At 71.9% G+C, this 26842-nt stretch carries 20 protein-coding genes and 1 pseudogene; 14 read left to right on the top strand and 7 right to left on the bottom strand.

All coding sequences use genetic code 11. The features are described from left to right. Positions 1 to 7: 7 nt before the first annotated feature. Positions 8 to 664: an MBL fold metallo-hydrolase gene (locus tag GBN72_RS17125; RefSeq protein ID WP_151772718.1), complete on the bottom strand. Its 657-nt coding sequence runs from the start codon at positions 662 to 664 to the stop codon at positions 8 to 10. Between the two features lie 360 nt (positions 665 to 1024). Here GBN72_RS17125 and uvrA point away from each other — a divergent pair, with 360 nt between their 5' ends. Continuing rightward, positions 1025 to 3925: an excinuclease ABC subunit UvrA gene (uvrA, locus tag GBN72_RS17115; protein WP_246212607.1), complete on the top strand. Its 2901-nt coding sequence runs from the start codon at positions 1025 to 1027 to the stop codon at positions 3923 to 3925. 320 nt (positions 3926 to 4245) lie between these two features. Here uvrA and GBN72_RS17110 read toward each other — a convergent pair whose 3' ends face one another. After that, a complete protein-coding gene (locus GBN72_RS17110) occupies positions 4246 to 5154 on the bottom strand; it encodes a carbohydrate kinase family protein (protein WP_151772716.1) in 909 nt (302 codons plus the stop codon). A 113-nt stretch (positions 5155 to 5267) separates the two neighbouring features. On the opposite strand from GBN72_RS17110, the gene GBN72_RS17105 reads away from it, so the two are divergent. The 11 genes and pseudogenes from GBN72_RS17105 to pgi all read left to right on the top strand — a co-directional run bounded on the left by GBN72_RS17105 (position 5268) and on the right by pgi (position 17584). Continuing rightward, positions 5268 to 5699: a Rieske (2Fe-2S) protein gene (locus tag GBN72_RS17105; protein ID WP_151772715.1), complete on the top strand. Its 432-nt coding sequence runs from the start codon at positions 5268 to 5270 to the stop codon at positions 5697 to 5699. A 26-nt stretch (positions 5700 to 5725) separates the two neighbouring features. Then, positions 5726 to 7762, top strand: a pseudogene (gene uvrC / locus GBN72_RS17100) (excinuclease ABC subunit UvrC); the annotation flags it as partial. 488 nt (positions 7763 to 8250) lie between these two features. Beyond that, a complete protein-coding gene (rapZ, locus tag GBN72_RS17095) occupies positions 8251 to 9210 on the top strand; it encodes an RNase adapter RapZ (protein ID WP_151772713.1) in 960 nt (319 codons plus the stop codon). After that, positions 9207 to 10295, top strand: a complete 1089-nt coding sequence (locus GBN72_RS17090; protein WP_151772712.1) for a gluconeogenesis factor YvcK family protein — start codon at positions 9207 to 9209, stop codon at positions 10293 to 10295. Before rapZ ends, GBN72_RS17090 begins: the two co-directional genes overlap by 4 nt. Continuing rightward, a complete protein-coding gene (gene whiA, locus GBN72_RS17085) occupies positions 10286 to 11275 on the top strand; it encodes a DNA-binding protein WhiA (RefSeq protein WP_151772711.1) in 990 nt (329 codons plus the stop codon). Before GBN72_RS17090 ends, whiA begins: the two co-directional genes overlap by 10 nt. Positions 11276 to 11525: 250 nt before the next feature. Beyond that, positions 11526 to 12533, top strand: coding sequence for a type I glyceraldehyde-3-phosphate dehydrogenase (gene gap / locus GBN72_RS17080; RefSeq protein WP_151772710.1), 1008 nt, complete (start codon positions 11526 to 11528; stop codon positions 12531 to 12533). A 145-nt stretch (positions 12534 to 12678) separates the two neighbouring features. After that, positions 12679 to 13890: a phosphoglycerate kinase gene (locus tag GBN72_RS17075; protein WP_151772709.1), complete on the top strand. Its 1212-nt coding sequence runs from the start codon at positions 12679 to 12681 to the stop codon at positions 13888 to 13890. Between the two features lie 4 nt (positions 13891 to 13894). Next, positions 13895 to 14671, top strand: a complete 777-nt coding sequence (tpiA, locus tag GBN72_RS17070) for a triose-phosphate isomerase (RefSeq protein ID WP_151772708.1) — start codon at positions 13895 to 13897, stop codon at positions 14669 to 14671. A 178-nt stretch (positions 14672 to 14849) separates the two neighbouring features. Continuing rightward, entirely contained in the window at positions 14850 to 15086 is a 237-nt protein-coding gene (secG, locus tag GBN72_RS17065; protein WP_174887152.1) for a preprotein translocase subunit SecG, read from the top strand. Positions 15087 to 15354: 268 nt separating this feature from the next. Continuing rightward, on the top strand, positions 15355 to 15690 hold the full coding sequence (locus GBN72_RS17060; protein WP_003957010.1) for an RNA polymerase-binding protein RbpA: 336 nt from the start codon (positions 15355 to 15357) through the stop codon (positions 15688 to 15690). A gap of 241 nt (positions 15691 to 15931) precedes the next feature. Then, a complete protein-coding gene (gene pgi / locus GBN72_RS17055; protein WP_151772706.1) occupies positions 15932 to 17584 on the top strand; it encodes a glucose-6-phosphate isomerase in 1653 nt (550 codons plus the stop codon). A gap of 308 nt (positions 17585 to 17892) precedes the next feature. Here pgi and pgl read toward each other — a convergent pair whose 3' ends face one another. Genes pgl through tkt form a run of 5 tightly spaced genes read right to left on the bottom strand, consistent with a single transcriptional unit; the run spans position 17893 to position 24552 of the window. Beyond that, positions 17893 to 18648, bottom strand: a complete 756-nt coding sequence (gene pgl, locus GBN72_RS17050; RefSeq protein ID WP_281371840.1) for a 6-phosphogluconolactonase — start codon at positions 18646 to 18648, stop codon at positions 17893 to 17895. Then, the gene (gene opcA / locus GBN72_RS17045) at positions 18645 to 19772 is read right to left on the bottom strand and encodes a glucose-6-phosphate dehydrogenase assembly protein OpcA (RefSeq protein WP_151772705.1); all 1128 of its coding nucleotides are present in this window, start codon (positions 19770 to 19772) and stop codon (positions 18645 to 18647) included. The genes pgl and opcA overlap by 4 nt, the downstream gene beginning before the upstream one ends. After that, positions 19769 to 21307, bottom strand: a complete 1539-nt coding sequence (zwf, locus tag GBN72_RS17040; protein WP_151772704.1) for a glucose-6-phosphate dehydrogenase — start codon at positions 21305 to 21307, stop codon at positions 19769 to 19771. Before zwf ends, opcA begins: the two co-directional genes overlap by 4 nt. A 3-nt stretch (positions 21308 to 21310) precedes the next feature. Then, the gene (tal, locus tag GBN72_RS17035) at positions 21311 to 22429 is read right to left on the bottom strand and encodes a transaldolase (protein ID WP_151772703.1); all 1119 of its coding nucleotides are present in this window, start codon (positions 22427 to 22429) and stop codon (positions 21311 to 21313) included. Between the two features lie 35 nt (positions 22430 to 22464). Continuing rightward, complete coding sequence (tkt, locus tag GBN72_RS17030; RefSeq protein ID WP_151772702.1) at positions 22465 to 24552, bottom strand: transketolase; 2088 nt, start codon at positions 24550 to 24552, stop codon at positions 22465 to 22467. Between the two features lie 422 nt (positions 24553 to 24974). Here tkt and GBN72_RS17025 point away from each other — a divergent pair, with 422 nt between their 5' ends. Next, positions 24975 to 25931, top strand: coding sequence for a heme o synthase (locus GBN72_RS17025; protein ID WP_164540755.1), 957 nt, complete (start codon positions 24975 to 24977; stop codon positions 25929 to 25931). A 97-nt stretch (positions 25932 to 26028) separates the two neighbouring features. Further along, positions 26029 to 26379 (top strand): hypothetical protein, encoded by a 351-nt coding sequence (locus tag GBN72_RS17020; protein WP_151772700.1) that lies wholly within the window; start codon positions 26029 to 26031, stop codon positions 26377 to 26379. The last annotated feature ends 463 nt before the right edge of the window (positions 26380 to 26842 follow it).

Genomic DNA, 26842 nt, shown 5'->3' with positions numbered 1-26842 from the left:
CGGTCCGTCACCAGCCGCGCGCCCGCCACTCCGGCAGGTGCGGGCGCTCGGCGCCCAGGGTCGTGTCGTCGCCGTGGCCCGGGTACACCCAGGTCTCGTCCGGCAGGACGTCGAACAGCTTCGTCTCCACGTCGTGGATCAGGCTGGCGAACGCCTCGGGGTCCTTCCTCGTGTTGCCCACGCCGCCCGGGAAGAGGCAGTCGCCGGTGAACACGTGCGGATGCCCGTGCGGGTCGTCGTAGACCAGGGCGACGGAGCCGGGGGTGTGGCCCACCAGGTGGCGCGCGGTGAGCTCCACGCGGCCGACCCGGATCACGTCGCCGTCGTCGACCAGCACGTCGGTCGGGACCGGGATGCCCTCGGCGTCCTCCCGGCCGGCGTAGGTGCGGGCGTTCGTGGCGGCCACCACCTCGGCGAGCGCCTGCCAGTGGTCGGGGTGCCGGTGGGTGGTGACGACCGAGGCGATCGAGTCGTCGCCGATGGAACCGATCAAGGTATGGGCGTCGTTGGCCGCGTCGATCAGCAGCTGCTCGTCCGTGGCCCGGCAGCGCAGCAGGTACGCGTTGTTCCCCATCGGGCCGACCGCGATCTTCGTGATCATCAGGTCCTGCAGCTCGTGCACATCGGCCGGGCCGCCGACCTTCACCGCTCCCGTGTACGTCATGTCCGCAGCCTATAGCGGGGGCGGGCCGGGAGCCCCGTGCCCGCCGCACGCCGCACGCCGCACGCCGCACGCCGCACGCCGCACGCCGCTCGCCGTACATGCGAGCCGGCGAGCCGCCGGGCCGGGGCAACCGGACGGCGTGACGCCCCACACCTTCGGGTGAAACGAGGCAGGATCGCCCGTGAATCGAATGTGCGTGCTATAAGCTCGGTAGCCCACACCGGGAAGCCCGGAAGCGCCCGATTTGTTGTAGAGGGCGGAAACCGGTGAAGTCCCCCGGTGCTGTCAGAGGCTCCCCCTACGCTGAGAAGGACGGGGGCCCCGCCCCTGTCATCTCCCCCAAGAAAGGTGCGGAACGGCGTGGCCGACCGTCTCATCGTCCGTGGCGCGCGCGAGCACAACCTGAAGAACGTCTCGCTCGACCTGCCACGCGACTCGCTCATCGTCTTCTCGGGTCTGTCGGGTTCGGGCAAGTCCTCCCTCGCCTTCGACACGATCTTCGCCGAGGGCCAGCGCCGTTACGTGGAGTCGCTCTCCTCGTACGCCCGGCAGTTCCTCGGCCAGATGGACAAGCCGGACGTGGACTTCATCGAAGGCCTCTCCCCGGCGGTCTCCATCGACCAGAAGTCGACCTCGCGCAACCCGCGCTCGACGGTCGGCACCATCACGGAGGTGTACGACTACCTCCGCCTGCTGTTCGCGCGGATCGGCAAGCCGCACTGCCCGGAGTGCGGCCGTCCCATCTCCCGCCAGTCGCCGCAGGCCATCGTGGACAAGGTGCTCGAGCTGTCCGAGGGCAGCCGGTTCCAGGTCCTGTCCCCGCTGGTGCGCGAGCGCAAGGGCGAGTTCGTCGACCTCTTCGCCGACCTGCAGACCAAGGGCTACAGCCGTGCCCGGGTGGACGGCGAGACGATCCAGCTCTCCGACCCGCCGAAGCTGAAGAAGCAGGAGAAGCACACCATCGAGGTGGTCGTGGACCGCCTCACGGTGAAGAGCTCCGCCAAGCGCCGCCTCACGGACTCCGTGGAGACCGCGCTCGGTCTCTCCGGCGGCATGGTCGTGCTCGACTTCGTCGACCTCCCGGCCGACGACCCCGAGCGCGAGCGGATGTTCTCGGAGCACCTGTACTGCCCGTACGACGACCTCTCCTTCGAGGAGCTGGAGCCGCGCTCCTTCTCCTTCAACTCGCCCTTCGGCGCCTGCCCCGACTGCTCCGGCATCGGCACGCGCATGGAGGTCGACCCCGAGCTGATCGTCCCGGACCCGGAGAAGACGCTCGAGGAGGGCGCCATCCACCCGTGGTCCGCGGGCCACGCCAAGGAGTACTTCGGCCGCCTGGTCGACGCGCTCGCCGACGCCCTGGGCTTCCGCACCGACATCCCCTTCGCCGGGCTGCCCGCCCGCGCCAAGAAGGCGCTGCTGTACGGCCACAAGACCCAGATCGACGTCCGCTACCGCAACCGGTACGGCCGCGAGCGCCGGTACACCACACCGTTCGAGGGCGCCGTTCCCTTCGTCAAGCGCCGCCACGAGGACGCCGAGACGGACAACAGCCGGGAGCGCTTCGAGGGCTACATGCGCGAGGTGCCCTGCCCCACCTGTGAGGGCACCCGCCTGAAGCCGATCGTCCTGGCGGTCACGGTGCACGGGAAGTCGATCGCCGAGATCTCCTCCCTGTCCATCAGCGAGTGCGCCGACTTCCTGGCCCAGCTCAAGCTGACCGGCCGCGAGAAGAAGATCGCCGAGCGGGTCCTCAAGGAGGTCAACGAGCGGCTGCGCTTCCTGGTCGACGTCGGCCTGGACTACCTCTCGCTCAACCGCGCCGCCGGCACGCTCTCCGGCGGCGAGGCCCAGCGCATCCGTCTGGCCACCCAGATCGGTTCCGGTCTGGTCGGCGTGCTCTACGTGCTCGACGAGCCGTCCATCGGTCTCCACCAGCGGGACAACCACCGCCTGATCGAGACCCTGGTCCGGTTGCGCGACATGGGCAACACGCTGATCGTCGTGGAGCACGACGAGGACACCATGAAGGCGGCCGACTGGATCGTCGACGTCGGCCCCGGCGCCGGCGAGCACGGCGGCTCCGTGGTGCACAGCGGCTCTCTCGAGGAACTGCTGGCCAACGCCAAGTCGGAGACCGGCAGGTACCTCTCCGGGAAGAAGTCCATCCCGGTGCCGGACGTCCGGAGGCCGCTCGACCCGGCGCGGCAGCTGACCGTGCGCGGGGCGCGGGAGAACAACCTGAAGGACGTCGACGTGTCCTTCCCGCTCGGAGTCTTCACCGCCGTCACCGGCGTCTCCGGCTCCGGCAAGTCGACGCTGGTCAACGACATCCTCTACACCCACCTGGCGCGCGAGCTGAACGGCGCCCGCCGGGTGCCGGGCCGTCACACCCGGGTCGAGGGCGACGACCTGCTCGACAAGGTCGTGCACGTCGACCAGTCGCCCATCGGCCGCACGCCGCGGTCCAACCCGGCGACGTACACCGGCGTCTTCGACCACGTCCGCAAGCTGTTCGCCGAGACCACCGAGGCGAAGGTCCGCGGCTACCTGCCCGGCCGCTTCTCCTTCAACGTCAAGGGCGGCCGCTGCGAGAACTGCTCCGGCGACGGCACCATCAAGATCGAGATGAACTTCCTCCCGGACGTCTACGTCCCGTGCGAGGTGTGCCACGGGGCCCGGTACAACCGGGAGACCCTGGAGGTGCACTACAAGGGGAAGAACATCGCCGAGGTCCTGAACATGCCGATCGAGGAGGCGCTGGACTTCTTCGAGGCGATCCCCGGCATCTCCCGCCACCTGCGCACCCTCAACGAGGTCGGTCTCGGTTACGTCCGCCTCGGCCAGTCGGCGACCACGCTCTCCGGCGGCGAGGCGCAGCGCGTCAAGCTCGCCACCGAACTCCAGCGGCGCTCCAACGGGCGCACCGTCTACGTGCTCGACGAGCCGACCACCGGTCTGCACTTCGAGGACATCAGCAAGCTGCTGAAGGTGCTCTCCGGCCTGGTCGAGAAGGGCAACACGGTGATCGTCATCGAGCACAACCTCGACGTCATCAAGACGGCCGACTGGGTCGTCGACATGGGGCCCGAGGGTGGCGCCGGCGGCGGCATGGTGGTCGCCGAGGGCACGCCGGAGGAGGTGGCCGGGGTGCCGGCCAGCCACACCGGCAAGTTCCTCCGGGACATCCTCGGGGACCGGGTCAGTGACGCGACGCCGGTGGCGAAGCCGCGTAAGCGGGCGGCGTCCCGCAAGGCCTGACGCCTCACGCCGCGGCCCCCGCTCCTCCCGGAGCGGGGGCCGCGCTCCGTCCGCCGCCGACCCCTCCACGGCCCCCACGCCACCCTGCGGCACCCCCGCCCCGCCCTCTCCGCGCGCCTCGCCGGGGCCGCCCGCAGAGCGGCGGGGTGCGGCATGGTGACCGTGCGTACCCGCGTCGCCCTCTGGGCGGCTCAGCCGCCCGCAGGGCGGTGGGGTTCCTGCGCTCGCAGGGTGGTGGAGGGGCCGGGCTGTCCGGACCGTGCCGAGCTCTGGGGCGGGGCCGGCCGTCCGCCGGGCGGCGGCGTGGTGACGGGGCGGGGTCACAGGTCCAGGTCGGTGGCGGAGGGGGGCTGCGCACCGGGCCGGGTGCAGGTGAGCGCCGCCGCGCGGGCCGCCAGCCCGAGCAGGGACCGCCAGCCCTCCGCGTCGAGGGCGGCGAGCCCCGCCCCCGTCAGCGCGTCCCGCCGCGCCAGCCCGTGCAGCAGCGCCGCCGTCACGGTGTCGCCCGCGCCGATGGTGTCGGCAACCGCGACCCGCGGCGCGGGCACCGAGACCTCCAGACCCGCCCGGGTCACCACCGTCAGGCCCGCCCCGCCCCGGGTGAGGACCACCGCACCGGGCCCTTCCGCGGCCCACTCCCGCGGCGTGCCGCCCAGCCAGCGGGCGTCCTCCTCGGACAGCTTCAGCAGCGTGACCGCCGGGAGCCAGGACCGGAACCGCTCCCGGTACGCGTCGGGGCGGGGGATCAGCCCGGCGCGGATGTTCGGGTCCAGCACCGTGAACAGCCCCCGCGCGGCGGAGTCCCGCAGCAGCCCCTCGTACGCCGTCGCCCCCGGCTCCAGCACCAGCGAGCAGGTGCCGAAGGAGACCGCCCGGGTCCCCTCCGGCAGCCGTCCGGGCGCCCGGAAGAGGCGGTCCGCCGTGCCCTCCACGTAGAAGGCGTACGAGGCCGAGCCGTCCTCGCCGAGCCGGGCCAGCGCCAGCGTGGTCGGCTCCGGACCGCGCTGCACCGGGCGGATGTCCACCCCCGCCTCCCGCAGCCCGTCCAGCAGCGCCCCGCCGTACCCGTCCGTGGAGATCCGCGAGCAGAACGCCACCTCCGCGCCGAGCCGTCCCAGTGCCACGGCGGTGTTGTACGGGCCCCCGCCGGGCACCGGCCGCAGCGGGGCGAGCGGCCCCGGCTCGTGGGGCACCAGGTCGATCAGGGCCTCACCGGCGACGACGATCACGGGCGGCTCCTTCTGCGAGGACACGGGAGGGACGGGCCCACGCTCGCACACCGCGAGGCCCCCGGTATCGTCGGGCCCGTCCCGACTCCACGCCGAACCAGGGGAGCTGCGCCATGTCCGGCAGTGACGACCTCCGCCGCCGTACCGTCCTTCGGGGCGCCGCCCTGACGCCCGTCGCGGGCCTCGCCCTCACCGGCTGCGCGGGGGCGGAGGACGACCGCGACTCCTCGTCCGGGACACCGGAGCCCGGCACCGCACTCGGCCCCGAGAGCGACGTCCCGGCGGGCGGCTCCAAGGTCTTCGACCAGCAGAAGGTCGTGGTCAGCCGGACCGAGGACGGCGCGCTCAAGGCATGGAGCACCGTCTGCACCCACGCCGGCTGCGTGATGACCCAGCTGGAGGGCACCACGATCACCTGCGGCTGCCACGGCAGCCGGTTCGACGCCGCAAACGGTCAGGTGCTCAACCCGCCGGCGACCGTTCCGCTCACCGAAGTGCCCGTGAAGGTCGAGAACGGCAAGATCGTCACGGCACAGGCCTCCTGACAGACGCCCCCAGTAGGGTTGGGGGCATGGCCGACCCTTCCAGCTACCGCCCCCGGCCGGGGGAGATTCCGGACACCCCCGGGGTGTACCGCTTCCGCGACGAGCACCGCCGGGTGATCTACGTCGGCAAGGCGAAGAGCCTGCGCCAGCGGCTGGCCAGTTACTTCCAGGACCTCTCCAACCTCCATCCGCGGACCCGGTCCATGGTGACCACCGCCGCGTCGGTGGAGTGGACGGTGGTCTCCACCGAGGTCGAGGCGCTCCAGCTGGAGTACACCTGGATCAAGGAGTTCGACCCCCGCTTCAACGTCAAGTACCGCGACGACAAGAGCTACCCGTACCTCGCGGTGACGATGAACGAGGAGTTCCCCCGCGTCCAGGTGATGCGCGGGCACAAGAAGAAGGGCGTGCGGTACTTCGGCCCCTACGGCCACGCCTGGGCGATCCGCGACACCGTCGACCTGCTGCTGCGGGTCTTCCCGGTCCGCACCTGCTCGGCCGGCGTCTTCAAGAACGCGGCCCGCACCGGGCGGCCCTGCCTGCTCGGCTACATCGACAAGTGCTCGGCGCCCTGCGTCGGCCGGATCTCCGCCGAGGACCACCAGGACCTCGCCGAGGAGTTCTGCGAGTTCATGGCCGGCCGCACCGGCACGTACCTCCGCCGCCTCGAACAGCGGATGACGGCCGCCGCCGAGGACATGGAGTACGAGCGGGCCGCCCGGCTGCGCGACGACATCGGCGCGCTGCGCAAGGCCATGGAGAAGAACGCGGTGGTGCTCGCCGACGCCACCGACGCCGACCTGGTGGCCGTCTCGGAGGACGAGCTGGAGGCCGCCGTCCAGATCTTCCACGTCCGCGGCGGCAGGATCCGCGGCCAGCGCGGCTGGGTCACCGACAAGGTGGAGGCCGTCACCACCGGCGGCCTGGTGGAACTCGCCCTCCAGCAGCTCTACGGCGAGGAGGCCGGGGACTCGGTGCCGCGGGAGGTGCTGGTCACCGCCCTGCCCGAGCCGCTGGAGCCCGTGCAGGACTGGCTGACGGAGCGCCGGGGCGCCCAGGTCTCGCTGCGCGTGCCGCAGCGGGGCGACAAGAAGGCGCTGATGGAGACGGTCACCCAGAACGCCCGCCAGGCGCTGGCGCTCCACAAGACCAAGCGCGCCTCCGACCTGACGACGCGGTCGCGGGCCCTGGAGGAGATCGCCGAGGCGCTCGGTCTGGACAGCGCGCCGCTGCGGATCGAGTGCTACGACATCTCCCACCTCCAGGGCGAGGACGTGGTCGCGTCGATGGTGGTCTTCGAGGACGGCCTCCAGCGCAAGAGCGAGTACCGGCGCTTCGAGATCAAGGGCTTCGAGGGGCAGGACGACGTCCGCTCCATGCACGAGGTGATCTTCCGGCGGTTCCGGCGTTACCTGGCCGAGAAGGAGCGCACCGGCGAGTGGGCCGACGGCGCCGTCGGCGGCGAGGTGACGGCCTCCGCGGCCGAGGAGGACGGGCGGCCGCGCCGCTTCGCCTACCCGCCGCAGCTGGTGGTGGTCGACGGCGGACGCCCGCAGGTCGCCGCCGCGCGGCGGGCACTGGACGAGCTGGGCATCGACGACGTGGCCGTCTGCGGACTGGCCAAGCGGCTGGAGGAGGTCTGGCTCCCCGACGAGGAGGACCCGCTGGTCCTCCCGCGCACCAGTGAGGGCCTGTACCTGCTCCAGCGGGTGCGGGACGAGGCGCACCGGTTCGCCATCACCTACCAGCGCGGCAAGCGGGCCAAGCGGCTGCGGTCCGGGCCGCTGGACGCGGTGCCAGGGCTGGGGGAGACGCGCAAGCAGGCGCTGCTCAAGCACTTCGGCTCGGTGAAGCGGCTGCGGGCGGCGACGGTGGAGCAGATCCAGCAGGTGCCGGGGATAGGCCGCAAGACGGCCGAGACGGTCGCCGCGACCCTTGCCGCGGCGGGGCCGGGCGTCCCCGCGGTCAACACCGCCACGGGTGAGATCCTGGACGACGTGGCCCCGGCGCCCGCCGCGCGGCCCGCTCCCCGGCGACAGCCGGAGCCCGAACCGCGGCCCGAGCCGCACGGCGTGCCCGAGCCGGAGCCGCGGCGAGAGCCGGAGCCGCAGGGCGGGCCCGAGCCCTCCCCCGGGACGACCGCGTCCCCGGAACGGACGACCGCGTCCCCGGAACGGGAGCCGGAGGCCGCACCGGAGGCAGGCCCGGCCCCGGAGGAGGGCACCGCACACCACGGACACGGGCTCCCCGCCCACCCGGGCCGCACCGGCGGCGCGACCGCCCACGGCGGACACCGCGAGCCCGGGCCGGGACCGCTGGCCAAGGGCGGGGAACCGCGGGACGAGGGCAGGGCGCCGCGGGCCGAGGGCGGGGAACCGCCGCGGCCCGCCCCGCAGGACGGCACGCACCCGGACGACCGCGCTCACCCGGCGGACGCCGCTCACCCGGTGGGCGGCGGCGAAGGCGTGAGCGAGGACGCGGACGGGAAGGCGCGCGACGGCGACCGGGAACGGTCGCCGCAGAGCAAGGACGAGAGACGGGGGCAGCACGCATGACGCAGCAGCAGCCGGGCCGGACGGCCCGGACGGACGACGGAGCGGAACAGGTGACGACGGGCACGGGCACGGACGCGGCCCAGACGGCCGACGCGGCCACCCCGGAGCTGGTGATCATCTCCGGCATGTCCGGCGCCGGCCGCTCCACCGCGGCCAAGTGCCTGGAGGACCTCGGCTGGTTCGTCGTCGACAACCTGCCACCCGCCCTGATCCCCACCATGGTGGAGCTCGGCGCCCGCAGCCAGGGCAACGTCGCCCGGATCGCCGTGGTCGTCGACGTCCGCGGCCGCCGCTTCTTCGACAACCTCCGCGAGTCGCTCGCCGAGCTGGACGCCCGCCAGGTCAGGAGGCGGTTCGTCTTCCTGGAGTCCTCCGACGACGCCCTGGTGCGCCGCTTCGAGTCGGTGCGCCGCCCGCACCCGCTGCAGGGCGACGGCCGCATCGTCGACGGCATCGCCGCCGAGCGCGAACTCCTGCGCGAGCTGCGTGGTGACGCCGACCTGGTGATCGACACCTCCGGCCTGAACGTGCACCAGCTGCGCGCCAAGATGGACGCCCAGTTCGCCGGCGAGGAGGAGCCCGAGCTGCGGGCCACCGTCATGTCGTTCGGCTTCAAGTACGGCCTGCCCGTCGACGCCGACCTCGTGGTGGACATGCGCTTCCTGCCCAACCCGCACTGGGTCCCCGAGCTGCGCCCGTTCACCGGCCTCAACGAGGAGGTGTCCTCCTACGTCTTCTCCCAGCCCGGCGCGAAGGAGTTCCTCGACCGCTACACCGAGCTGCTGCACATGATCGCGGCCGGCTACCGGCGCGAGGGCAAGCGCTACGTGACCGTGGCCGTCGGCTGTACCGGCGGCAAGCACCGCTCCGTCGCCATGTCGGAGAAGCTCGCCAAGCGCCTGGCCGCGGACGGGGTCGAGACGGTGGTCGTCCACCGGGACATGGGACGCGAATGAGACGCCACACCCCGCGGCTCACCGGCCTGCGGCGCAACGCGGTCCCCGCCTTCCGCAGGGAGGCCCGGACGACCGCGCGCGCCGCCACGGAGACCCGCGGAGCCCGGCCTCGCCGCCGGGGCGCGCAGCCCAAGGTCGTCGCCCTGGGCGGCGGCATGGGCCTGTCCGCCTCGCTCGCGGCGCTGCGCCGGATCACCGGCGACCTGACCGCCGTGGTCACGGTCGCCGACGACGGCGGCTCCAGCGGCCGCCTGCGCCAGGAACTGGGGGTGCTGCCCCCCGGCGACCTGCGCAAGGCGCTGGCCGCCCTGTGCGGCGACGACGACTGGGGCCAGACCTGGGCCCGGGTCATCCAGCACCGCTTCCAGACCGAGGGCGACCTGCACGGCCACGCCGTCGGCAACCTGCTGATCGTGGCCCTCTGGGAACAGCTCGGCGACCACGTCCAGGCGCTGGACCTGGTGGGCCGGCTGCTCGGCGCGAACGGCCGGGTGCTGCCCATGTCCGCCGTGCCGCTGGAGCTCCAGGCCCTGGTGAAGGGCCACGACCCGGCGCGCCCGGAGGACGTGGACACCGTCCGGGGCCAGGCGACGGTCGCCCTGACCCCGGGCGAGGTGCAGTCCGTCCACCTGGTGCCGCACGACCCGCCGGCCGTCCCGGAGGCCGTGGAGGCCGTGCTGGACGCCGACTGGGTGGTCCTCGGACCGGGGTCCTGGTTCTCCTCGGTGATCCCGCACCTGCTGGTCCCCGAACTGCTCGAGGCGCTCACGCAGACCCGCGCACGCCGGGTGCTCTCGCTGAACCTCGCGCCGCAGCCGGGAGAAACCGAGGGCTTCTCCCCGCAGCGTCATGTGGAGGTTTTGGCACGACACGCCCCTAAACTCGCCCTGGACGTGGTGCTGGCCGACGAGGCCGCCGTACCCGACCGCGAAGCGCTCGCCGCGGCCGCCAAGCGGGTCGGCGCGGCGGTCGAGCTGGCCCCCGTGGCCCGGACCGACGGAACCCCCCGGCACGATCCGGAGCTGCTGGCGGCCGCGTACGACCGTATTTTTCGGATGCATGGAAGGATCGGCCCATGGCGATGACGTCGGCTGTGAAGGACGAGATCTCACGGCTTCCCGTCACCCGGACCTGCTGCAGAAAGGCGGAGGTCTCCGCCCTGCTCCGGTTCGCCGGCGGCCTCCACCTGGTGAGCGGCCGGATCGTGATCGAGGCCGAGCTGGACGCCGCCAACGCGGCCCGGCGCCTCAAGCGGGACATCCTGGAGATCTTCGGCCACAGCTCCGAGCTGATCGTCATGGCGCCCGGCGGGCTGCGCCGCGGGTCCCGGTTCGTGGTGCGGGTGGTCGCGGGCGGTGACCAGCTCGCCCGGCAGACGGGGCTGGTCGACGGCCGCGGCCGCCCGATCCGCGGACTGCCCCCGCAGGTCGTCTCCGGCGCCACCTGCGACGCCGAGGCAGCCTGGCGCGGAGCCTTCCTGGCACACGGCTCGCTGACCGAGCCGGGGCGCTCCTCCTCGCTGGAGGTCACCTGCCCCGGTCCCGAGGCGGCGCTCGCCCTGGTCGGCGCGGCCCGGCGGCTGTCCATCGCGGCGAAGGCCCGCGAGGTGCGCGGCGTTGACCGGGTGGTCGTCCGTGACGGTGATGCCATCGGCGCGCTGTTGACGCGGCTCGGCGCGCACGACTCGGTGCTCGCCTGGGAGGAGCGGCGGATGCGCCGCGAGGTCCGCGCCACCGCCAACCGGCTGGCCAACTTCGACGACGCCAACCTGCGCCGGTCGGCCCGTGCCGCGGTGGCCGCGGGGGCCCGGGTGCAGCGCGCGCTGGAGATCCTGGGCGAGGAGGTCCCCGAGCACCTCGCGGCGGCCGGACGGCTGCGCATGGAGCACAAGCAGGCCTCGCTGGAGGAGCTGGGCGCGCTCGCCGACCCGCCGCTCACCAAGGACGCGGTGGCCGGCCGAATCCGCCGACTGCTCGCGATGGCGGACAAGCGTGCGTCCGACCTCGGAATCCCTGGCACCGATGCCGGTCTGACCGAGGAACTGGCGGACAACCTGGCTGGTTGACGCTCGATCAAAAGCCTGCTGGGGGGTGCGGAATCAAACCGCGCCCCCCTCGTCATTTGTGCAGGCAGGCGCACGGAAGAGCATGATCCGTCCGGCTACCGGTGGGTAAGCCGCGCCCTGCCGGGTATGGGCCATCTCAATGTCACTTCCGGGCCGCGCGAGCGGTAGGGTCGGAGACGGTCGGGGACAACTCATGCAGCTCGCCGGGCGGCCGCTTTGCCGTACCGGCGCACAACAAGGAGATGGGTTCGTGACGATCCGCGTAGGCATCAACGGCTTCGGCCGCATCGGTCGCAACTACTTCCGGGCTCTGCTCGACCAGGGTGCGGACGTCGAAGTCGTGGCTGTCAACGACCTTGGTGACACCGCGACCACCGCACACCTGCTGAAGTACGACACCGTCCTGGGCCGCCTGGCCGAGGAGGTCACCCACACCGAGGACTCGATCACGGTCGGCGGGAAGACCGTCAAGGTCCTCTCCGAGCGCAACCCGGCGGACATCCCCTGGGGCGAGCTCGGCGTCGACATCGTCATCGAGTCGACCGGTATCTTCACCAAGCGCGAGGCCGCCGCCCAGCACCTCGCCGGCGGCGCCAAGAAGGTGCTGATCTCCGCCCCCGCCAAGGGCGAGGACCTCACCGTGGTGATGGGCGTCAACGAGAACCAGTACGACCCGGCGAACCACCACGTCATCTCCAACGCCTCCTGCACCACCAACTGTGTGGCGCCGATGGCGAAGGTCCTCGACGAGAACTTCGGCATCGTCAAGGGCCTGATGACGACGGTGCACGCCTACACCAACGACCAGCGCATCCTGGACTTCCCGCACTCGGACCTGCGCCGGGCCCGGGCCGCGGCGGTCAACATCATTCCGACCACGACGGGTGCGGCGAAGGCGACCGCCCTGGTCCTCCCGCAGCTCAAGGGCAAGCTGGACGGCATGGCCATGCGCGTCCCGGTCCCCACCGGCTCGGTCACCGACCTGGTCGTGGAGCTCTCCCGCGAGACCACCAAGGAAGAGGTCAACGCGGTCTTCCAGAAGGCCGCCGAGGGCCCCCTGAAGGGCATCGTGGTCTTCACCGAGGACCCGATCGTCTCCTCCGACATCGTCTCCACGCCGGCCTCCTGCACGTTCGACTCGTCCCTGACCATGGTTCAGGAGGGCAAGTCCGTGAAGGTGATCGGCTGGTACGACAACGAGTGGGGCTACTCCCACCGTCTCGTCGACCTGACGGTCTTCGTCGGCAACCAGCTCTGAGTCGAGCCATAACCTATAGATCCACCGATGTGAGAGCAGGGCTTGGACGGCGCAGCGAGGCGCCGTCCGGGCCCTGCTCCATGTCTGAATCGGCTCAGTCGATTCAGCTCAGTCGATTCAGCTCAGACACCGAGGAGTCCCCTGCATGAAGACGATCGACGAACTGCTCGCCGAGGGAGTGGACGGCAGGCGCGTGTTCGTCCGCGCCGACCTCAACGTGCCGCTCGCGGAAGGCCGGATCACCGACGACGGGCGCATCCGGGCCGTGCTGCCGACCGTGAAGGCGCTCGCCGAGGCCGGCGCCAAGGTGGTCGTCGCCTCGCACCTGGGCCGGCCGAAGGGCGCGCCGGACCCCGCCTTCACCCTGCGCCCGGCCGCCGAGCGGCTGGGCGAGCTGCTGGACGCACCGGTGGCCTTCGCCGAGGACACCGTCGGCCCCGCCGCCCGGGAGACGGTCCAGGGCCTCGCGGCGGGCCAGGTCGCCGTGGTCGAGAACCTGCGGTTCAACGCGGGCGAGACCTCCAAGGACGACGCCGAGCGCGGCGCCTTCGCCGACGAACTCGCCGCCCTCGCGGACGTCTACGTCGGTGACGGCTTCGGTGCGGTGCACCGCAAGCACGCCTCGGTCTACGACCTGCCGGCCCGTCTGCCGCACTACGCCGGCTACCTGATCGCCGCCGAGGTCGAGGTCCTCAAGAAGCTCACCGACGAGGTCGCCCGCCCCTACGCGGTGGTCCTCGGCGGCGCCAAGGTCTCCGACAAGCTGGCCGTGATCGACCGGCTCCTGGGCAAGGCCGACCGCATCCTGATCGGCGGCGGCATGGCCTTCACCTTCCTCAAGGCCAAGGGCTACGAGGTCGGCACCTCCCTCCTTCAGGAGGACCAGCTCGCCACCGTCACCGAGTACATGGAGCGCGCGGAGAAGAGCGGCGTGGAGATCGTCCTGCCGGTCGACGCCCTCGTGACGCCGCAGTTCCCGGACCTGAGGACCAAGGCCCCGGCCAACCCGGACACCGTCGCCGCCGACGCCATGCCGGCCGACCAGGCGGGCATGGACATCGGCCCGCGCAGCGGCGAGATCTACGCCGGGAAGCTCGCCGACGCCGCCACCGTCTTCTGGAACGGCCCCATGGGCGTGTTCGAACACCCCGACTTCGCGCAGGGCACCCGCGCCGTCGCGCAGGCGCTCACCGAGTCCAAGGGCTTCACCGTGGTGGGCGGCGGAGACTCCGCCGCCGCGGTCCGTACGCTTGGCTTCGACGAGAACGCTTTCGGCCACATCTCGACCGGCGGCGGCGCCTCCCTCGAATACCTCGAGGGCAAGACGCTCCCCGGCCTCGCCGCACTGGAGGACTGACCCGATGACCACCCGTACGCCGCTGATGGCGGGCAACTGGAAGATGAACCTCAACCACCTCGAGGCCATCGCCCACGTCCAGAAGCTCGCCTTCGCCCTGGCGGAGAAGGACTACGAGGCCGTCGAGGTCGCCGTGCTGCCGCCGTTCACGGACCTTCGCTCCGTGCAGACGCTGGTCGACGGCGACAAGCTCAAGGTCAAGTACGGCGCCCAGGACGTGTCCGCGCACGACTCCGGCGCCTACACCGGGGAGATCTCCGGTGCGATGCTGGCCAAGCTCAAGTGCTCCTTCGTGGCTGTCGGCCACTCCGAGCGCCGCCAGTACCACAACGAGACCGACGAGATCGTCAACTCCAAGGTCAAGGCCGCCTTCAAGCACGAGCTGACGCCGATCCTGTGCGTGGGCGAGGAGCTCGAGGTCCGCCAGGCCGGCCGCCACGTCGAGCACACGCTGGCCCAGGTCGAGGGCGGCCTGAAGGACGTCCCGGCCGAGCAGGCCGAGGCGGTCGTCGTCGCCTACGAGCCGGTCTGGGCCATCGGCACCGGCCAGGTCTGCGGCGCCGACGACGCCCAGGAGGTCTGCCGGGCGATCCGCGGCAAGCTCGCCGAGCTGTACTCCCAGGACGTCGCCGACAAGATCCGCATCCAGTACGGCGGCTCCGTGAAGTCCGGGAACGTCGCCGAGATCATGTCCAAGCCGGACATCGACGGAGCCCTGATCGGCGGTGCCTCGCTGGACGTCGAGGAGTTCGTGAAGATCGTCCGGTTCCGCGACCAGTGACCGGGCGTGCCCGGTGGGTGATGCCGACCGGGAGTGAGTAGGCGGCGAGAACGATTCGTCGTACCCTTGCGGGGTCCGGTGTCCTGACCAGCGTGTCGCACGAGACGCGTGAGGTCGCCAGGGGTGCCGGGCCCCCGTCGTCCCATCCGAATCCGAGGAAGTTGGTCCAGCTGTGGTTATGGGGTTCCAGATCGCCCTGATCGTCTTCAGCGCGTTGCTGATGCTGCTGGTGCTGATGCACAAGGGCAAGGGCGGCGGCCTCTCCGACATGTTCGGTGGCGGCATGCAGTCGTCCGTCGGCGGCTCCTCGGTCGCCGAGCGCAACCTTGACCGGATCACCGTGGTCGTCGGCATCCTGTGGGTCATCTCCATCGTGGTGCTCGCCATCATCACGAAGACCCCGGGCGCCAGCTGACCGGAAATCGACGCCGATCGACCGCCGTCGGCCGAAAGGCGGAGGGAAGACGGCTTCGATCCGGATCCACTCCACGCGCAAGGCCCCATGACGGGTGCGCCTCCTGGGAGGCGGCCTATCATGGGGCCTGCGTCTGTTCGGGAACCGCAACTGAGGTCACTGGACGCGCGTTGGGCCTTACGTAGACTGTCCGGGCCTACTGAGGGCGCTCGCGGCGAAGCGCTGCGCCGACCAGCTTCGCGGCACCATCACGCAGGGAGTTACGACCGTGGCAAGTGGCAACGCGATCCGAGGAAGTCGGGTCGGGGCGGGGCCGATGGGCGAGGCCGAGCGCGGTGAGTCCGCGCCCAGGCTGCGCATCTCCTTCTGGTGCTCCAACGGGCACGAGACCCAGCCGAGTTTCGCGAGTGACGCACAGGTCCCCGACACCTGGGACTGTCCGCGCTGCGGCTTCCCGGCCGGGCAGGACAGGGACAACCCGCCGGACCCGCCGCGCACCGAGCCGTACAAGACCCACCTCGCCTACGTGCGGGAGCGGCGCAGCGACGCCGACGGCGAGGCGATCCTCGCCGAGGCGCTGGCCAAGCTGCGCGGCGAGATCTGACCCGCCGTCAACGGCCGGGCGCCGACAGGGCGTCCGGCCGTTGCGTCGTGCCCGCGACCACCCGGACCCGGCGCGATCCGCCGTCCGTCGCCCGCGATTTCGGCCTGTGGACAAACGCGCCATGTCAGGACCGATCAACTAGGTTGGCAGAGGCCGCCGCACGGGTACGCGGCCCGCACACCTCGCAGGTACGACAGCTCGCAGGTACGCAAGCTCGCAGGCACGAAAGAGGGCAGAGTCGATGAACGCAGAGAGCCGTCCGAGGCTCAACCGGCTGCCGGAGTGGAACGCTCTGGCCAAGCACCACGAGGCGCTCGGCGAGGTGCGGTTGCGGGAGCTGTTCGACGCGGAGCCGGACCGCGGCCGGGCGTACACCCTGCGGGTGGGCGACCTCCACATCGACTACTCAAAGAACCTCGTCACCGACGAGACGCTGCGACTGCTGCGCGACCTGGCCGCCGCCCGTGACGTCTCCGGCCTGCGGGACGCCATGTTCCGCGGCGAGAAGATCAACATCACCGAGGACCGGGCCGTCCTGCACACCGCGCTGCGTGCCCCGCGCGACGCCTCGGTCGAGGTGGACGGCGCCAACGTGGTGCCGGCGGTGCACACCGTCCTGGACAAGATGGCGGACTTCGCCGACCGGGTCCGCTCCGGAAGCTGGACCGGCCACACCGGCAGGCGGATCCGCACCGTCGTCAACATCGGCATCGGCGGCTCCGACCTCGGCCCCGCGATGGCCTACGAGGCGCTGCGCGCCTACACCGACCGCTCGCTGGCCTTCCGGTTCGTCTCCAACGTCGACGGCGCCGACCTGCACGAGGCGTTGCAGGGGCTGGACGCGGAGGAGACGCTGTTCATCGTCGCCTCCAAGACGTTCACCACCATCGAGACGGTGACCAACGCGAAGTCGGCGCGCGCGTGGCTGCTCGGGCAGCTGGGGGCCGGTCAGGAGGCGGTGGCCAAGCACTTCGTGGCGCTGTCCACCAACGCCGGCAAGGTCGCCGAGTTCGGCATCGACACCGAGAACATGTTCGCGTTCTGGGACTGGGTCGGCGGCCGGTACTCCTACGACTCGGCGATCGGCCTCTCGCTGATGATCGCCATCGGACCGGACCGGTTCCGCGAGATGCTGGACGGCTTCCACCTGGTCGACGAGCACTTCCGCACCGCCCCGCCGGAGGAGAACGCGCCGCTGCTGCTGGGCCTGCTGGGCATCTGGTACAACAACTTCCACGACGCGCAGTCGCACGCGGTACTGCCCTACAGCCACTACCTGTCGAAGTTCACGGCGTACCTCCAGCAGCTGGACATGGAGTCCAACGGCAAGTACGTGGCCCGCGACGGACGGCCGGTGGAGTGGCAGACCGGACCGGTGGTCTGGGGCACGCCCGGCACCAACGGGCAGCACGCGTACTACCAGTTGATCCACCAGGGCACCAAGCTGATCCCCGCCGACTTCATCGGCTTCGCCCGTCCGGTGGACGGCCTGAGCCCCGAACTCGAGGCGCAGCACGACCTGTTGATGGCCAACTTCTTCGCCCAGACGCAGGCGCTGGCCTTCGGCAAGACGCCGCAGGAGGTCCGCGAGGAGGGTGTCGCCGAGGAACTGGTGCCGCACCGCACGTTCCTGGGGAACCACCCGACGACCACCATCCTGGCCGAGGCGCTCACGCCGTCCGTGCTGGGGCAGTTGGTCGCGCTCTACGAGCACAAGGTGTTCGTCCAGGGCGCGGTGTGGGACATCGACTCCTTCGACCAGTGGGGCGTCGAGCTGGGCAAGGTCCTCGCCAAGCGCGTGGAGCCGGCCCTCACGGAGGGCGCGGACGTGCCGGGGCTGGACGGGTCCACCCAGGCGCTGGTCGCCACGTACCGCGAGCTGCGGGGGCGCTGACCCCGACCTCGCGCCGCCGGAGCCGCCGCGCGCGGGCTGTTCCCCCGTCCCGCACCGCAGGGTGAACCGGCCGGCCCGCCGCGTGGGCGCCGCCCACCGTGCGGGCCGGCCGGGCCACCAAGGGGGCGGGTGGGGGTGCCCCCGGACTCCGGCCAGGGGGCACCCTCACCTGCTCGAGCGAAGCCGAGAGCCTGGGGGGCGGGCGGGCCGGCGCAGGGAGTGCGTACGAGCTGGACCTTGCCGTGGCGGGGCGTGGGCACGGCGAAGCCCCCGGCACCGTTCGTCGGCACCGGGGGCTTCGGCATGGGCTACAGCTTGGAGGCCGCCGCCGCGTCGAGGAGCCAGAGCGTGCTCTCCCGCCCGTACACCCCCGCCGCGGGGGCGTCGGCGGGGTCGGCCCCGCCGCGCAGGACGGTGGCCGCGGCCTCCGCCTTGTCCTCCCCGGCGGCCAGCAGCCACACCTGACGCGCCGACCGGATCGCCGGCAGCGTCAGCGACACCCGCACCGGAGGCGGCTTGGGGGCGTCGTGCACGGCGACCACCGGGCGCCCGGTCTCCCGCACGCCCGGCAGACCGGGGAAGAGGGAGGCGACATGGGTGTCCGGCCCGACGCCCAGCATCAGCACGTCGAACTCCGGGACCGTGCGGCCGTCCCCGGCCGCCAGCGCCAGCTCCCGCGCGTACGCGGTCGCCGCCGCCTCCACGTCGTCGCCGTGCGGCCCGTCGGAGGCCGGCATCGCGTGCACCCGGGACGGGTCCACCGGCACGGCGTCCAGCAGGGCCCGGCGGGCCTGCGTGACGTTGCGCTCCGGGTCGCCCGTCGGCAGGTACCGCTCGTCGCCCCACCACAGGTCCAGACGGGCCCAGTCCACGGCGTCCCGCGCGGGCGACTCGGCCAGCGCGGCCAGCAGCCCGTTGCCGTTGCGGCCGCCGGTGAGGACCACCGAGGCGTGACCCCGCTCGGCCTGGGCGTCGGCCACGGCGGTGATCAGCCGCGCCGCGGCCGCCCGGGCCATCAGATCCTTGTCGCGGTGGACCAGCAGCCGCGCCGTGCCCCCGCTCACTTGGCCGCCGCCCGCTTCACGGCGGGTCCGCGCTTGGCGGCCCGCTTGGCGGGACCCTTCACCACGTCCTCCTCCGGTACCGCCACCGGCACCGCCACGTCGGCGTCGGCTTCGGCGGCCTCGGGGGTTCCGGTGGCGCCGGCCCCCTCCCGCGAGGCGTCCGCGGACCCCTCGTCGAAGGCGTGGGCGGCGTCGGCCCCCGCGTACAGCCGGTCCACCCCGTACTGGAGGGCGGCCGCGTACGTCTCGTCCGGGTCCAGACGCCGCAGTTCCTCGGCGATCAGCTCCGAGGTCTCGCGCCGCTTGAGCGCCACCTGCCGGTCCGGCTGGCCCTCGATGGCGAGCGTCGCCAGCGTGCCGTCGGCCCGGTCCAGGGTGATCCGGCCGCAGGTGGTGTCCATCCGGACGCCGGTCAGGCCGGGTCCGGCGGAGCGGGTGCGGCGCACCGGCACGTCGAGGCGGTCGGCGAGCCACATGGCCAGCAGCTCGCAGCTCGGGTTGAACTCCTCGCCCTCGACCTCGACGGCCTTGACCTGGCAGACCACCTGGTCGAGCGCGGCCGCCAGCATGGACCGCCACGGAGTGATCCGGGTCCACGACAGGTCGGTGTCGCCGGGCGTGTAGGAACCGGCCAGCGAGCGCAGCTCGCCCACCGGGTCCTCGGCGGCGTAGGTGTCCGTCACCCGGCGCTGCGCCAGCGCGCCCAGCGGGTCCTGGGCCGGGTCCAGCGGCGCGTTCACCGGCCACCAGACCACCACGGGGGCGTCCGGCAGCAGCAGCGGCAGGACCACCGACTGGGCGTGGTTGACCACCTCGCCGTAGAGCCGCAGCACCACCGTCTCCCCGGCGCCCGCGTCCGCGCCCACCCGCACCTCGGCGTCCAGACGCGACTGGGTGCGGTCGCGCGGGGAGCGGGCGTGCCGCTTGATGACCACCAGCAGCCGCGAGGGGTGCTCGTGGGAGGCCTCCGCCGCCGACTTCATCGCGTCGTAGGCGTTCTCCTCGTCGGTGACGACGACCAGGGTGAGCACCATGCCGACGGCGGGGGCGCCGAGTGCGCGGCGTCCCTGGACCAGCGCCTTGTTGATCTTGCTGGCCGTGGTGTCGGTGAGGTCGATCTTCATGGCCGGCGCCAGCTCCGTCCGTCTCGTGCGAGCATCTCGTCCGCTTCTGCGGGTCCCCAGGTTCCGGCCGGATATTGGGCGGGGGAGCCCTCGGTGTCCCAGAACTGCTCGATCGGGTCGAGGATCTTCCAGGACAGCTCGACCTCCTCCGTGCGTGGGAAGAGGTTGGCGTCGCCGAGCAGGACGTCGAGGATCAGCCGCTCGTAGGCCTCCGGGCTGGACTCGGTGAACGACTCGCCGTAGGCGAAGTCCATCGAGACGTCCCGGATCTCCATCGAGGTGCCCGGCACCTTCGAGCCGAACCGGACCGTCATGCCCTCGTCCGGCTGCACGCGGATCACCATCGCGTTCTGCCCCAGCTCCTCGGTGGCCGTGTGGCCGAACGGGGAGTGCGGGGCGCGCTGGAAGACGACCGCGATCTCGGTGACCCGGCGCCCCAGCCGCTTGCCGGTGCGCAGGTAGAAGGGGACGCCCGCCCAGCGGCGGTTGTCGATCTCCAGCTTGATCGCGGCGTAGGTGTCGGTCCGGGAGGACGGGTCGATGCCCTCCTCCTCCAGGTAGCCGACCGCCTTGGCGCCGCCCTGCCAGCCCGCCGCGTACTGGGCGCGCACGGTGGCGGCGGCCAGGTCCGAGGGGAGCCGCACCGCGCCGAGGACCTTGGTCTTCTCGGCGGCCAGCGCGTCCGCGTCGAAGGAGGCGGGCTCCTCCATCGCGGTGAGGGCGAGCAGCTGGAGCAGGTGGTTCTGGATGACGTCGCGGGCCGCGCCGATGCCGTCGTAGTAGCCGGCCCGGCCGCCGATGCCGATGTCCTCGGCCATCGTGATCTGCACGTGGTCGACGTACGACCGGTTCCACAGGGGCTCGAACATCTGGTTGGCGAAGCGCAGCGCCAGGATGTTCTGGACGGTCTCCTTGCCGAGGTAGTGGTCGATCCGGAACACCTGGTCCGGGGCGAACACCTCGTGCACGATGGAGTTCAGCTCCTCGGCCGACTTCAGGTCGTGGCCGAAGGGCTTCTCGATGACCGCGCGGCGCCAGGAGCCGCCCGTCTGGTCGGCCAGCCCGTGCTTCTTCAGCTGCTGGATGACGACCGGGAAGGAACCGGGCGGGACGGACAGGTAGAACGCGAAGTTCCCGCCGGTGCCCTGGGCGCGGTCGAGCTCCTCGATGGTGGAGCGCAGCGACTCGAACGACTCGTCGTCGTCGAAGGAGCCCTGGACGAAGCGCATGCCCTGGGCGAGCTGCTGCCAGACCTCCTCACGGAAGGGCGTGCGGGCGTGTTCCTTGACCGCGTCGTGGACCACCTGGGCGAAGTCCTCGTCCGCCCATTCGCGGCGGGCGAAGCCCACCAGGGAGAAACCCGGCGGCAGCAGACCACGGTTCGCGAGGTCGTACACCGCCGGCATCAGCTTCTTGCGGGACAGGTCGCCCGTGACGCCGAAGATCACCAGGCCCGACGGCCCCGCGATGCGCGGGAGCCGTCGGTCCAGGGCGTCACGGAGCGGGTTCGCTCCGGTGACAGGGGAAGGTGACAAGGTCTAGCCCTCCGAGGGGGCGAGCTTCTCGAGCTCGGCCTTGGTCGAACCGAGCAGGTCGTTCCAGGCGGCCTCGAACTTCTCGACGCCCTCCTTCTCCAGCAGCTCGACGACCTCGTCGTACGAGATGCCCAGGGCCTCGACGGCGTCGAGGTCGGCGCGGGCCTGCTCGTAGGTGCCGGTGACCGTGTCGCCGGTGATCTGCCCGTGGTCGCCCACGGCCTCGAGCGTGCCGCCCGGCATGGTGTTCACCGTGTTCGGCGCGACCAGGTCGTCGACGTACAGGGTGTCCTTGTACGCCTTGTCCTTGACGCCGGTGGAGGCCCACAGCGGACGCTGGCGGTTGGCGCCGGCGCGCTCCAGGGCGTTCCAGCGGTCCGAGGAGAAGACCTCCTCGTAGGCCTGGTAGGCCAGACGGGCGTTGGCGAGGGCGGCCTTGCCGCGCACCGCCTTGGCCTCGTCGGTGCCCAGGGCGTCGATCCGCTTGTCGATCTCGGTGTCGACCCGGGAGACGAAGAAGGAGGCCACGGAGTGGATCTTCGACAGGTCCAGGCCGCGCTCCTTCGCCTTCTCCAGACCGGCCAGGTAGGCGTCCATCACCTGGCGGTAGCGCTCCAGCGAGAAGATCAGCGTGACGTTGACGCTGATGCCCAGACCGATGACCTCGGTGATCGCGGGCAGGCCCGCCAGGGTCGCCGGGATCTTGATCAGGGTGTTCGGGCGGTCCACCAGCCAGGCGAGCTGCTTGGCCTCGGCGACCGTGGCCCGCTCGTTGTGCGCCAGACGGGGGTCGACCTCGATCGACACCCGGCCGTCACGGCCGTCGGTGGCGTCGAAGACCGGGCGCAGCACGTCGGCGGCGTCGCGGACGTCCGCCGTGGTGATCATCCGGATCGCCTCCTCGACCGTCACCTTGCGGGCGGCGAGGTCGGTGAGCTGGGCGTCGTAGCCGTGGCCCTCGGAGATCGCCTTCTGGAAGATCGACGGGTTGGTGGTGACACCGACCACGTGCTGGTCGTCGATCAGTTCCTGCAGGGAGCCGGACGAGATCAGGGTGCGGGACAGGTCGTCCAGCCAGATCGCCACACCCTCGTCGGAGAGGCGCTTGAGTGCGTCTGTCATGGTTCTTTGCATCTCCTACTTGGTCGGTATCAGCGTCAGCGCCGGGCTGCGGCGAGGGATTCCCGGGCCTGGGCGGCCACGTTCTCGGCGGTGAAGCCGAACTCGCGGAACAGCACCTTGGCGTCGGCGGAGGCGCCGAAGTGCTCCAGCGAGACGATCCGGCCCGCGTCGCCCACGAAGCGGTGCCAGGTCAGGCCGATGCCGGCCTCGACGGCGACCCGCGCCCTGACGGACGGGGGCAGCACGCTGTCGCGGTAGGCCTGGTCCTGCTCGTCGAACCACTCGACGGACGGCATGGAGACGACCCGGGTCGGGACGCCCTCGGCCTGGAGCTGCTCGCGGGCCTCGACGGCCAGGTGCACCTCGGAGCCGGTGGCGATCAGGACGACCTGGGGCTCGCCACCCTCGGCGTCCTTCAGGACGTAGCCGCCGCGGGCGGTGTCCTCGTTCGCCTCGTACACCGGCACGCCCTGGCGGGTGAGCGCCAGACCGTGCGGGGTGCCCTTGCCGAACTCCTTCGTCCAGCGGCGCATGATCTCGCGCCAGGCGATGGCCGTCTCGTTGGCGTCGGCGGGGCGCACGATGCTCAGGCCCGGGATGGCACGCAGCGAGGCCAGGTGCTCCACCGGCTGGTGGGTCGGGCCGTCCTCGCCGAGACCGATCGAGTCGTGCGTCCACACGAAGGTCACCGGCAGGTGCATCAGCGCGGACAGGCGGACGGCGTTGCGCATGTAGTCGGAGAACACCAGGAAGGTGCCGCCGTAGACGCGCGTGTTGCCGTGCAGGGCGATGCCGTTCATCTCGGCGCCCATGGAGTGCTCGCGGATGCCGAAGTGGATGGTGCGGCCGTACGGGTCGGCCTCCGGCAGCGGGTTGCCCTCGGGGAGGAAGGAGCTGGTCTTGTCGATCGTGGTGTTGTTGGAGCCCGCCAGGTCGGCCGAGCCGCCCCACAGCTCCGGCACGACCGAGCCCAGCGCCTGGAGCACCTTGCCCGACGCGGCACGGGTGGCCACCGAGGTGCCCGCCTCGAAGACCGGGAGCTTCTGCTCCCAGCCGGCCGGCAGCTCGCCCGCGGCGATCCGGTCGAACTCGGCGGCCCGCTCCGGGTTGGCCTGACGCCACGCCTGGAACTGCTTCTCCCACTCCGCCCGGGCGTCGCGGCCGCGGTCCAGGGCCTTGCGGGTGTGGCCGATGACCTCGTCGGAGACCTCGAAGGTCTGCTCCGGGTCGAAGCCCAGCACGCGCTTGGTCGCCGCCACCTCGTCGTCGCCGAGCGCCGAGCCGTGGGCGGCCTCGGTGTTCTGCGCGTTCGGGGCGGGCCAGGCGATGATGGAGCGCATCGCGATGAACGACGGCCGGTCGGTGACCGCCTTCGCGGCCTGGACGGCCTCGTAGATCGCGGCCGGGTCCAGGTCGCCGTTCTCCTGCGGCGCGACCCGCTGGACGTGCCAGCCGTAGGCCTCGTACCGCTTGGCGACGTCCTCGGAGACCGCGGTCTCGGTGTCGCCCTCGATCGAGATGTGGTTGTCGTCCCACAGCAGGACCAGGTTGCCCAGCTTCTGGTGGCCGGCCAGGGAGGACGCCTCGGCGGCGATGCCCTCCTGGAGGCAGCCGTCACCGGCGACGCAGAACACGAAGTGGTCGAAGGGCGACTCGCCCTGCGGCGCCTCGGGGTCGAACAGGCCGCGCTCGTAGCGGGCGGCCATCGCCATGCCCACGGCGTTGGCGACACCCTGGCCCAGCGGGCCGGTGGTGGTCTCCACGCCGGTGGTGTGCCCGTACTCCGGGTGACCCGGGGTCTTGGAGCCCCAGGTGCGGAAGGCCTTCAGGTCGTCCAGCTCCAGGCCGAAACCGGCCAGGTAGAGCTGGGTGTAGAGGGTCAGGGACGAGTGCCCGGCCGAGAGAACGAAGCGGTCACGCCCCACCCAGTCGGCGTCGGACGGGTCGTGGCGCATCACCTTCTGGAAGAGCGTGTACGCCGCGGGCGCCAGGCTCATGGCCGTACCGGGATGGCCGTTGCCGACCTTCTGTACGGCGTCAGCGGCCAGGATGCGGGCGGTGTCCACCGCGCGCCGGTCCAGCTCTGTCCACTCGAGGGCTGTGGTGGTCGGCTTGTTGCTCACCCTGGGTCAGGGCTCCTCTCCACATGTCGAAAGCCGGTGAGATGTGCGCTCACCGGTGCAACCGACGGGGTTCCGGGCCGTCGGCGGGTCGAGCCTATCCCCTGCAAACACGGCGTTCCCCCCTGTGACCAGAGTGTGGCCACAGGCCTGATTCTTCTGCGTTCGCGCCTGCTCACATGGGCATTCCTTCTGCGTTCGAGTCCGCTCACATGGGCGTGCCGCAGGGCAGGTCGTCGGGGCACGTCACGCACCGCGGAACGCTCCACGGCCGGGTTCCCCCGCGGGTGCGGCCAACACGAGAGCACCCCCGCGAATCGCGGGGTCTGGGCAACGTCTAGAGTGGCGTGGTACGCGCGAGCCTTCGCCGGACCTTTCCGACAGGTCCGATTCGGCGGGGGCTCGCTGGGATGTCTCTGTCAGGGGTGTGCGTGACGGCCGTTGAATCCCGTCCAGCGGCGGTATTCGGGACGAGCAGCCCGAGGCCGGACCGCCGGCCGTTCCGGGCCCGGGCCATGGCGTTCGTGGCGCTCACCAAGCCGCGGATCATCGAACTGCTGCTCATCACCACCGTGCCGGTGATGTTCCTGGCGGAGCAGGGTGTCCCCGACCTCTCGCTCGTGTTGCTGACCTGCCTCGGCGGATACCTCTCCGCCGGCGGGGCCAACGCGCTGAACATGTGGTACGACCGGGACATCGACGCGCTGATGGACCGCACCTCGCAGCGTCCGCTGGTCACCGGCATGGTCAGCCCGCGCGAATGCCTCGCCTTCGGCATCGCCCTGGCGGTCGGTTCCACCGTGCTCTTCGGGCTCACGGTCAACTGGCTGTCCGCCTGGCTCTCGCTGGGCGCGCTCTTCTTCTACGTCGTCGTCTACACGATGATCCTCAAGCGCCGCACCGCGCAGAACATCGTCTGGGGCGGCATCGCCGGCTGCATGCCGGTGCTGATCGGCTGGTCCGCGGTGACCGACTCGCTCTCCTGGGCGCCGGTCGTCCTCTTCCTGGTCATCTTCTTCTGGACGCCGCCGCACTACTGGCCGCTGTCGATGAAGGTCAAGGACGACTACGCCCGGGCCGGCGTGCCGATGCTGCCGGTGCTGGCCGGCAACAAGGTGGTCGCCCGCCAGATCGTGATCTACAGCTGGGTGATGGTCGCCGTCTCCCTGCTGCTGACGCCGCTGGGCTACACGGGCTGGTTCTACACCGCCGTGGCGCTGGCGGCGGGCGGCTGGTGGCTCTGGGAGGCGCACGCGCTCATGGGCCGCGCCAAGGCGGAGGTCACGGGCGCGAAGCTGAAGGAGATGCGGCTCTTCCACTGGTCGATCACCTACGTCTCCGTCCTCTTCGTCGCCGTCGCCGTGGACCCGTTCCTGCGGTAGCCGGTCCCTCGACCGCATCACGACGCGAGGGGTGGGTGGCCAACGCCACCCACCCCTCGCGTCGCCCGTTCCGCTACCCGTCGGTAGCATCCTGACCATGGCAGACACGCAGCAGGTTGACGAGGCGACCGGGCCGGACGCGAGGACGGAGCGGCGTGCCGCGCGGCTCGCCAAGCAGATCGGTTCCTTCGCCGCGAAGCACGGCGGCGCGGAGGGGCAGGTGGCCCACCTCGGTCGCAAGGGTGCGCGGATCGTCCTGGTGGGCGAGGACGGCGACTGGGGCGATCTGGTGGCCCCCACGTACGACGTGGCCCGCGAGGCCGTGGCGAAGGCGGGCATCACCGTGCACGAGGACTTCGACGGGGAGTTCGCCGCGAAGGTTCGGACGGGACCGTACGAGTGGTCCCGCATGGCGGGAATCCAGCTGGGCGGCCCCAGCAACCGCTGAGCCCCCTCCCGGGTCCCCCCGGTCACCGAGCCGCCGCGCCCCCTGGCCCCCAGGAGACGCGGCGGCTCCGTCGTTCCCCCGGCCGGTGGCCCAGCCCGTGCAGCCTGCGCGCAGCCGTGACGCCGGTGCCGCCCTGTTCCGTCTGCGGGCAGTCGTGCCGCTGGGCGGCACGGGTGGGCGCAGGGCTCACGTGCGCACGTGACGGCTCGCTCCGCGGAACCTTGGCCCCCTGGGAAGGGGGCGGGGCGGGGGATGACAGTGCTGTCCGCCTGGGGCCTAGGTTGTGCACGCCGCTGGGAGGTCTGTGCGTACGGCGCCGCCGGCTTGGGCGTGGTGGAGCGGACCGCTCGCCGCAGAGGCGCCGCCCTGCGCCCGCCCGTGCCGCCCCCTGGGCGGCCCAGCCGCCCGCAGAGCGGCGGGTTTGCGCTCCGCCCGCGGAGCGGCGGGCCTGCGCCCGCAGGGG

This window comes from Streptomyces abyssomicinicus, assembly GCF_008974245.1.
In the GTDB taxonomy this organism is placed as follows: Bacteria; Actinomycetota; Actinomycetes; order Streptomycetales; family Streptomycetaceae; genus Streptomyces; species Streptomyces abyssomicinicus.
This window is presented reverse-complemented; position numbering and strand designations above follow the sequence as displayed.

Excerpts from the sequence above, each read along its gene's own strand:
- GBN72_RS17125 (WP_151772718.1), bottom strand. The coding sequence starts at position 664 with ATGACGTACACGGGAGCGGTGAAGGTCGGCGGCCCGGCCGATGTGCAC.
- GBN72_RS17105 (WP_151772715.1), top strand. The coding sequence starts at position 5,268 with ATGTCCGGCAGTGACGACCTCCGCCGCCGTACCGTCCTTCGGGGCGCC.
- rapZ (WP_151772713.1), top strand. The coding sequence starts at position 8,251 with ATGACGCAGCAGCAGCCGGGCCGGACGGCCCGGACGGACGACGGAGCG.
- GBN72_RS17090 (WP_151772712.1), top strand. The coding sequence starts at position 9,207 with ATGAGACGCCACACCCCGCGGCTCACCGGCCTGCGGCGCAACGCGGTC.
- whiA (WP_151772711.1), top strand. The coding sequence starts at position 10,286 with ATGGCGATGACGTCGGCTGTGAAGGACGAGATCTCACGGCTTCCCGTC.
- GBN72_RS17075 (WP_151772709.1), top strand. The coding sequence starts at position 12,679 with ATGAAGACGATCGACGAACTGCTCGCCGAGGGAGTGGACGGCAGGCGC.
- tpiA (WP_151772708.1), top strand. The coding sequence starts at position 13,895 with ATGACCACCCGTACGCCGCTGATGGCGGGCAACTGGAAGATGAACCTC.
- secG (WP_174887152.1), top strand. The coding sequence starts at position 14,850 with ATGGGGTTCCAGATCGCCCTGATCGTCTTCAGCGCGTTGCTGATGCTG.
- pgi (WP_151772706.1), top strand. The coding sequence starts at position 15,932 with ATGAACGCAGAGAGCCGTCCGAGGCTCAACCGGCTGCCGGAGTGGAAC.
- opcA (WP_151772705.1), bottom strand. The coding sequence starts at position 19,772 with ATGAAGATCGACCTCACCGACACCACGGCCAGCAAGATCAACAAGGCG.
- tal (WP_151772703.1), bottom strand. The coding sequence starts at position 22,429 with ATGACAGACGCACTCAAGCGCCTCTCCGACGAGGGTGTGGCGATCTGG.
- GBN72_RS17020 (WP_151772700.1), top strand. The coding sequence starts at position 26,029 with ATGGCAGACACGCAGCAGGTTGACGAGGCGACCGGGCCGGACGCGAGG.